3 protein-coding genes and 4 pseudogenes are annotated in these 7,390 nt (G+C 54.6%); all 7 read left to right on the forward strand.

The window, feature by feature from the left end; genetic code table 11:
* The 7 genes and pseudogenes from proX to emrB all read left to right on the forward strand — a co-directional run bounded on the left by proX (position 1) and on the right by emrB (position 7,122).
* Positions 1-999 (forward strand): glycine betaine/L-proline ABC transporter substrate-binding protein ProX, encoded by a 999-nt coding sequence (gene proX / locus ACMZI0_RS04175; RefSeq protein ID WP_415672055.1) that lies wholly within the window; start codon positions 1-3, stop codon positions 997-999.
* A 141-nt stretch (positions 1,000-1,140) separates the two neighbouring features.
* Positions 1,141-2,319: pseudogene (locus ACMZI0_RS04180) on the forward strand (MFS transporter).
* 117 nt (positions 2,320-2,436) lie between these two features.
* Positions 2,437-3,176 (forward strand): annotated as a pseudogene (locus ACMZI0_RS04185) (AzlC family ABC transporter permease).
* Positions 3,173-3,519: pseudogene (gene ygaH / locus ACMZI0_RS04190) on the forward strand (L-valine transporter subunit YgaH). The pseudogenes ACMZI0_RS04185 and ygaH overlap by 4 nt, the downstream one beginning before the upstream one ends.
* Positions 3,520-3,681: 162 nt before the next feature.
* Positions 3,682-4,269 (forward strand): transcriptional repressor MprA, encoded by a 588-nt coding sequence (mprA, locus tag ACMZI0_RS04195; RefSeq protein ID WP_415672048.1) that lies wholly within the window; start codon positions 3,682-3,684, stop codon positions 4,267-4,269.
* A gap of 297 nt (positions 4,270-4,566) precedes the next feature.
* On the forward strand, positions 4,567-5,574 hold the full coding sequence (locus ACMZI0_RS04200; RefSeq protein ID WP_415672049.1) for an efflux RND transporter periplasmic adaptor subunit: 1,008 nt from the start codon (positions 4,567-4,569) through the stop codon (positions 5,572-5,574).
* Positions 5,575-5,585: 11 nt separating this feature from the next.
* Positions 5,586-7,122: pseudogene (gene emrB, locus ACMZI0_RS04205) on the forward strand (multidrug efflux MFS transporter permease subunit EmrB).
* Positions 7,123-7,390: the final 268 nt, after the last annotated feature.

Genomic DNA, 7,390 nt, shown 5'->3' on the forward strand with positions numbered 1-7,390 from the left:
ATGCAGAAAACCGGACTCGGGGCCGTTGCCCTGATTACCGCGCTGGCAGGCTCGCCTCTCTATGCGGCCGACCAGCCGGGCAAAGGCGTCAGTGTTCAGCCCGTGCAGAACACTATTTCGGAAGAAACATTCCAGACGCTGCTGGTCAGCCGCGCGCTGGGGAAACTGGGTTACGACGTTCAACCGATTCGCGAAGTGGATTACAACGTCGCCTATATGTCCATCGCTTCCGGCGATGCCACTTTCACCGTGGTCAACTGGGATCCGCTTCAGGCAGACATGTACAAAGCGGCTGGCGGCGATGCCAAATTTTACCGCGACGGCGTCTACGTCGGAGGCGCAGCGCAGGGCTATCTGATCGACAAAAAGACAGCGGAACAGTACCAGATAACCAACGTTGAGCAATTTAAAGATCCGGAGATCGCCAAGTTATTTGATACCAACGGTGACGGCAAAGCGGATCTGATCGGTTGTGCGCCCGGTTGGGGTTGCGAAGCCTCCATCAACCATCACCTTCAGGCTTACGGATTGAGCAACACGGTAGAGCACAATCAGGGCAATTACGCCGCGATGATCGCTGATGTCATTACCCGTTATAAAGAAGGCAAGCCTATCTTCTATTACACCTGGACACCGTACTGGGTCAGCGATGTGCTGGTACCAGGGCGCGATGTCGTCTGGTTACAGGTGCCTTTCTCTTCTCAACCGGGAGAAATGAAAGGCTCCAGCACCAAGCTTCCCAACGGCAACGACTACGGCTTCCCCGTGAACAATATTCGTATCGCAGCGAACAAAGCGTGGGCAGAGAAAAATCCGGCGGCTGCCAAGCTGTTTGCCATCATGAAACTGCCGTTGGCCGACATCAACGCTCAGAACATACGGATGCGCAGCGGAGAGAGCAGCCAGAAAGATATCGAACGCCATGTGGATGGCTGGATCAAGGCACATCAGGCACAGTTTGATGGTTGGATAAAAACCGCCACTGACGCTGCCAAGTAACTTGATACCGTAACTTTGTCATTGTTCACTCACAGGCCCATTCGGGCCTGTTTCTTCAGATTCCGTTCCCAGTAAACGCCCTCTGTCTTAACGGATTTGCTACAATCGCTCCCACACACAACAGAACGTTAGCGAGTATTCATGTCTTCTCAACAGGCTCAGACGGGCCTCAGCCTTCCTTTAACGCTCATCGTGTCAACGGCAACCTGATTGGCCGTCGCCAGTAATTACTACGCCCAGCCGCGGTTAGAAACCATCGCCAGAGCGTTTGAACTTTCAGTTAATCAGGCAGGGCTTATCGTCACTGCCGCGCAGGTTGGCTACGCCGTGGGATTGATGTTTCTGGTGCCGATGGGCGATATGTTTGAACGACGCACGTTGATTGTCACCTTGACGCTGTTGACCGCGCTGGGGCTGGTTATTACCGCGCTGGCCCCCACATTACCGGTTATGCTGGCGGGGATCGGGCTCGCGGGGTTGTGCTCCGTGGTGGCCCAACTGCTGGTGCCGCTCGCGACAACGCTGGCAGCCCCCGAGACGCGTGGCAAGGTGGTCGGCACGATAATGAGCAGCCCGCTGTTCGGCATTCTGCTTGCACGTACCATTGCCGGAGCGCTCGCCACGCTGGGAGGATGGCGCACCGTATATTGGGTGGCCAGCGTCCTGATGGTTATCATGGCGTTGGTACTGTGGCGCGCCTTGCCGCGTTTGCCGCCCAACAATAACCTGCACTATGAGCAACTGATCGTCTCCATTTTCCGGCTGTTTGCCACCACGCCAGTACTGCGCGTGCGCGCACTGCTCGGCTGTCTCTCTTTTGCCAATTTCAGCATTCTCTGGACCTCAATGGCGTTTCTGCTGTCGGCACCGCCTTACCAGTATTCAGAAGGGATTATCGGGCTGTTTGGTTTAGTGGGGGCTGCTGGCGCACTGGCGGCCACCCGCGCCGGTCGTCTGGTTGATAAGGGAAAAGCCACGCTGACCACCACGGTGGGTCTTGTGCTATTACTGCTTTCCTGGGGCATGATCGCAATGGGCGCCACGGCGCTGCTGCCGCTGATTGTCGGCATTGTGGTGCTTGATCTGGCGGTACAGGGCCTGCACGTCACCAACCAAAGCGTGATCTACTAGATGATGCCGGAAGAGCGTAACCGGCTTACCGCCGGATACATGACCAGCTACTTTATCGGCGGTGCTGCTGGCTCACTGCTGTCAGCGGCAACATATTAGTTTGCAGGCTGGACAGGCGTTTGCTATGCGGGTATGGTAGTGAGCCTGCTGACGCCGCTTATCTGGATATCTGGTCGAAAACACGGCTGATAGGTACGTAAGTGGGGATGTGTCACATTTCTGGCACATCCGCCGTTTTATCGGTAGGGTATTGACCATCCATTCTATTAAGCGACACATAATCCAATGATAAGCCAACAGCAGGAGATGCACGTTGAACGCGCCTCTCCGCACGCCACCTTCTCCGAAGGGGTAATCAGCAGCCTACCGATTGTGATCGGTAGGCTGCCCGTTGCCTTCGCTTTTGGCATGAATGCGGTCAAACTCGGGTATTCGCCGTGGGAAGCGGTCTTTATGTCGTGCGTGATCTACGCCGGCGCCAGCCAATTTGTGATTACCGCCCTGCTCAGCGCCGGGATGTCTATCTGGGTGGCGGCGTTTACCGTGATGGCCATGGATGTGCGCCATGTGCTGTATGGTCCGGCGCTGCGGCATCGTATCTTGCAGCGCCTGCCTACGCGCAAGACACCGCTGTGGGCGTTTGGGCTGACGGACGAGGTCTTCGCCGCCGCCACAGCGCGGCTGGCGCAAAACAATCGCCGCTGGAGTGAAAACTGGATGCTGGGCGTCGCTGCTGCATCCTGGCTTTCCTGGGGCTGCGGTACGGTGGTGGGAGCACTGTTCGGTAATGGGCCGTTGAAAGAATACCCCGCCGTCGAAGCGGCGCTCACCTTTATGCTTCCGGCGTTGTTCCTCAGTTTCCTGCTGGCTTCTTTCAAAAAACGGCAAAGTGTGGTCGTACTGGGTGCGCACTGAGTGGCGCGCTGCTTGGGCTACTGCTGTTCTCCATTCCGGCCGCCATTTTAGTCGGTATCGGTAGTGGCTGCGCCGCAGCCCTGGTTCTTGCGCCCCTCGTCATGGCTCAACAGGGGGAGAAATCCTCATGAGTACCCAAATTTTGCTGATTGGTGTGCTGGTCGACATGGTGAATTTTTTGTTCCGCTACCTGCCGTTACGCCTGGGATCCCCAGCCGCGCCTCCGGATCGCTTAAGCACGGCAAAGTGGGCGCCGTGCTCGACAGCATTGGCATCGCTTCTATCTGCGCACTGCTGATCGTTTCCAGTGTCCCTGAGATTCAACAGCACAGTAACAAGCTGCTGCCTACGTTGATCGGTTGTCTGACGCTCACGCTCCGCTTCTACCGAACGCGCAGCATTGTAGTATCCACATTGCTGGGCGCGTTCTGTTACGGTATTGCTTTTAAATACCTTTCATTGGAAATTATTTAATATCATTGTGTTAACAGCACGTTATTAGTGGTTCACGTTACGTTATACAAGGCCACTTACGTTCTGTCACAAAGTCGACGACACAATGCGACTAAATATCGTCCACCCGATTAGTAACTTTCGTTATTATACTGATCGTGATTAATGAGGTTCACATAAAAAATGGATAGTCCATCTGTATATAAGCGCGCGCTCACGGAAAGTGGCACGCGTGACAAAAAACCTGAGTTCGATAAAAACAGCTCCTTCACACCCATCGAACAAATGATCAATCTGCGCGCGTCGCGCAATCCAGAGTTTCCCCAACAGGAAATTTTGCTGGTGCGTCTGTGCATGCACATGCAAAACAAAATTCTGGAGCACCGCAACAAGATTTTGCGGGAACAGGGTATCAACGAAACGTTGTTCATGGCACTGATTACGCTGGAATCTCAGGAATCACGTAGCATTCAGCCGTCAGAACTGAGCGCCGCGCTGGGTTCTTCGCGTACCAATGCCACTCGCATTGCCGATGAGTTAGAAAAACGCGGTTGGATTGAACGCCGTGAAAGCGATAGCGATCGTCGTTGCCTACATTTACATATGACGGATGAAGGCAAAGCGTTTCTCGATCGTCTGTTGCCACCGCAGCACCAGAGTCTGCATTTCCTCTGGTCAGCATTGGAAAAAGATGAGCAGAAGCAGCTTGAAGTGCTAATGCGTAAACTGCTGGTGCGGCTGGACGAAATGGACAAGATCGATAATCCATAATCTCGCCAGACCGATAATAACAATACTGTCTTGCCTTAAATACATCTTCACACGCGCTGGCGTGTTTGCCGGATGCCTGGTGTTTTTGGATCAATATCCGTTCGTATCATGACCGTTCATTAAACGGACCGCGTTCCGCTGCCTTACGGCAGCCGGAGCGATAAGTTGCATCATGGGTAAAGGCTGCGTTGGCCGATTTTCTGCCTCGCAGCGCATATGTAAGAATCGGCCATCGTTACCCGCCGCATTCCGATAAAAAATAATGAAAAAATGACATTTGAAGCAGAGGAAAACACCATGAGTTCAAGCGTGGAAAACCAAGCGCCGCAGGCTCCTACGAAGAATAAAAAACACCAGCGCAAACGGGTGCTTACCCTGTTAACCACGCTGTTTGTACTGGTTGGCTGCGTTTGGTTTGTCTACTGGTTCCTGGTGCTGAGACACCATCAGGAGACTGACGATGCTTATGTGGCAGGCAATCAGGAGCAATTGATGTCCCAGGTGAGCGGCAGCGTCACCCGCGTTAACGTAGACAACACCAATTTCGTCAAGCAGGGTGCGGTTCTGGTCGAACTTGATGCTACCGACGCGCAATTGGCTTTCGAACGCGCGCAGACCGCGCTGGCCAATAGCGTGCGTCAGACGCACCAACTGATGATTAATAATAAACAATATCAGGCCAATCGAGCGATGATCCTCGATACGCCGCTTCAGCAACAACCCGGCGTGCAACAAGCCGCGACCGATTTGCGCGATGCCTGGCTGGCACTGCAAAGAACCCGCATCGTCAGCCCGGTGGACGGCTACATTTCTCGCCGCAGCGTACAGGTTGGTGCACGGATAATGCCCTCTTCTGCGCTGATGGCCGTGGTGCCCGCGCACCATCTGTGGGTGAATGCCAACTTTAAGGAAACGCAGCTCGCCAACATGCGTATCGGCCAACCCGTTACTGTAGTCAGTGATATCTACGGCGACGATGTGGTGTATCAGGGCAAAGTCGTCGGCCTTGATATGGGTACGGGCAGCGCATTTTCACTGCTACCGGCACAAAACGCCACCGGTAACTGGATCAAGGTGGTACAGCGTTTACCCGTATGTATTGAGCTGGATGCGCAGCAATTGGCTGAACACCCATTACGTATCGGTCTTTCCACGCTGGTGAAAGTCGATACTGCCAATGTGGATGGAAAAGTGCTTTCCGATGCACCGCGCAGCGCACCTGCGTACCAAATCGATGCGTTGACGCTGGATCTGACCCCGGTCAATACCCTGATCGACACCATCATTCGGGCTAATGCAGAATAACCTCGCAGGAGATGAGTGTGCAGAGAAAACCGCTTGAAGGCTCGGCTCTGGCCTGGATGACCGTCGCGCTGCCATTGGCGACGTTTATGCAGGTGCTGGATTCGACCATCGCTAACGTGGCTATCCCTACGATTGCCGGTAACCTGGGTGCATCAAACTCTCAGGGTACCTGGGTGATCACGTCATTCGAGGTGGCTAATGCGATTTCCATTCCGATTACCGGTTGGCTGGCCAAACGCATTGGTGAAGTGCGCCTGTTTTTGTGGGCAACGGGCCTGTTTGCTTTCACATCCTGGCTATGCGGTGTCTCCACCAGCCTGGAAATGCTGATTTTCGCCCGCGTGCTTCAGGGGATTGTTGCTGGCCCGCTGATTCCACTGTCGCAAAGCTTGTTGCTGAGTAACTACCCGCCGGCCCGACGCAGTATCGCACTGGCGCTCTGGTCGATGACGGTGGTGGTCGCCCCCATTTGCGGCCCGATTCTTGGCGGCTGGATCAGCGATAACTATCACTGGGGCTGGATCTTCTTTATCAATGTGCCGTTGGGCGTTTTGGTTGTGGTCATCGCCATGCAAACCCTGAAAGGGTGCGAAACCAAAACTGAAATCCGGCCGATCGATACCATTGGCCTGGCGCTATTGATTGTTGGGATCGGCAGCCTGCAAATGATGCTGGACCGCGGTAAAGAGCTGGACTGGTTCAGTTCCAACGAGATTATCATTTTGACTGTGGTGGCGGTGGTCGCCATTGCCTTCCTGATTGTCTGGGAACTGACCGACAACCATCCGGTGGTGGATTTGTCGCTGTTCAAATCGCGCAACTTCACCATTGGCTGCTTGTGTATCAGCCTAGCCTATATGTTCTATTTTGGTTCAATCGTGCTGTTACCGCAGCTATTGCAGACAGTCTACGGTTATACCGCAACCTGGGCGGGGTTTGCTTCCGCACCAGTCGGTCTGATGCCCGTGTTGCTCTCCCCCGATCATTGGGCGCTTTGCACCGCGTTTGGATATGCGTAAGCTGGTGACATTCAGCTTCATCATGTATGCCGTGTGCTTTTATTGGCGTGCGTATACCTTTGAACTGGGAATGGATTTCGGCACGTCAGCCTGGCCACAATTTGTGCAAGGGTTCGCCGTGGCCTGCTTCTCTTTATGCCCCTCACCACCATTACGCTTTCCGGGTTACCCCCAGAGCGACTGGCGGCGGCATCAAGTCTTTCGAACTTTGCGCGTACGCTGGCCGGCTCCATCGGCACCTCGATCACCACCACGTTGTGGACACAGCGCGAATCGCTACACCACGCGCACCTCACCGAATCGGTGACACCTTACAATCCCATTGCGCAGGAAACCTATCAACAGTTGATGGGGATGAGTGAGAAGCAGGCATCAGCCTACATCGTCCAGCAAATTACCAACCAAGGGTTGATCATTTCGGCCAATGAAATCTTTTGGGCAGCGACAGGGGGTCTTTCTGGTACTGATGATATTGGTCTGGTTTGCGCGTCCACCGTTTACCACCGGAGGCGGGGGCGGCGCACACTGAGATGTAAGGTAGCCTACAGGCTAAAGCATTACAGCGTGATTTATGTTTATACCTGCGTAAGGTTTCGTGCGAGATCTCATCCGTGTATCTCTGCCACTCGCGTGGCACGCGCCCGACGAGGGGAATGCAATCACCCATTCCCCTCGTCCCCACGCTATTTGCGCAATGTCGTCGCCGCGATACCTTCGGAAATGGTTGGTGCCGGACGGACCGCCCCCGCCGCGTCCGGAACGCGTCGGGGGCGGTCCGTCCGGCACCAACCATTTCC

It is taken from the genome of Symbiopectobacterium sp. (genome assembly GCF_047692315.1).
In the GTDB taxonomy this organism is placed as follows: domain Bacteria; phylum Pseudomonadota; class Gammaproteobacteria; order Enterobacterales; family Enterobacteriaceae; genus Symbiopectobacterium.

Excerpts from the sequence above, each read along its gene's own strand:
- proX (WP_415672055.1), top strand. The coding sequence starts at position 1 with ATGCAGAAAACCGGACTCGGGGCCGTTGCCCTGATTACCGCGCTGGCA.
- mprA (WP_415672048.1), top strand. The coding sequence starts at position 3,682 with ATGGATAGTCCATCTGTATATAAGCGCGCGCTCACGGAAAGTGGCACG.
- ACMZI0_RS04200 (WP_415672049.1), top strand. The coding sequence starts at position 4,567 with ATGAGTTCAAGCGTGGAAAACCAAGCGCCGCAGGCTCCTACGAAGAAT.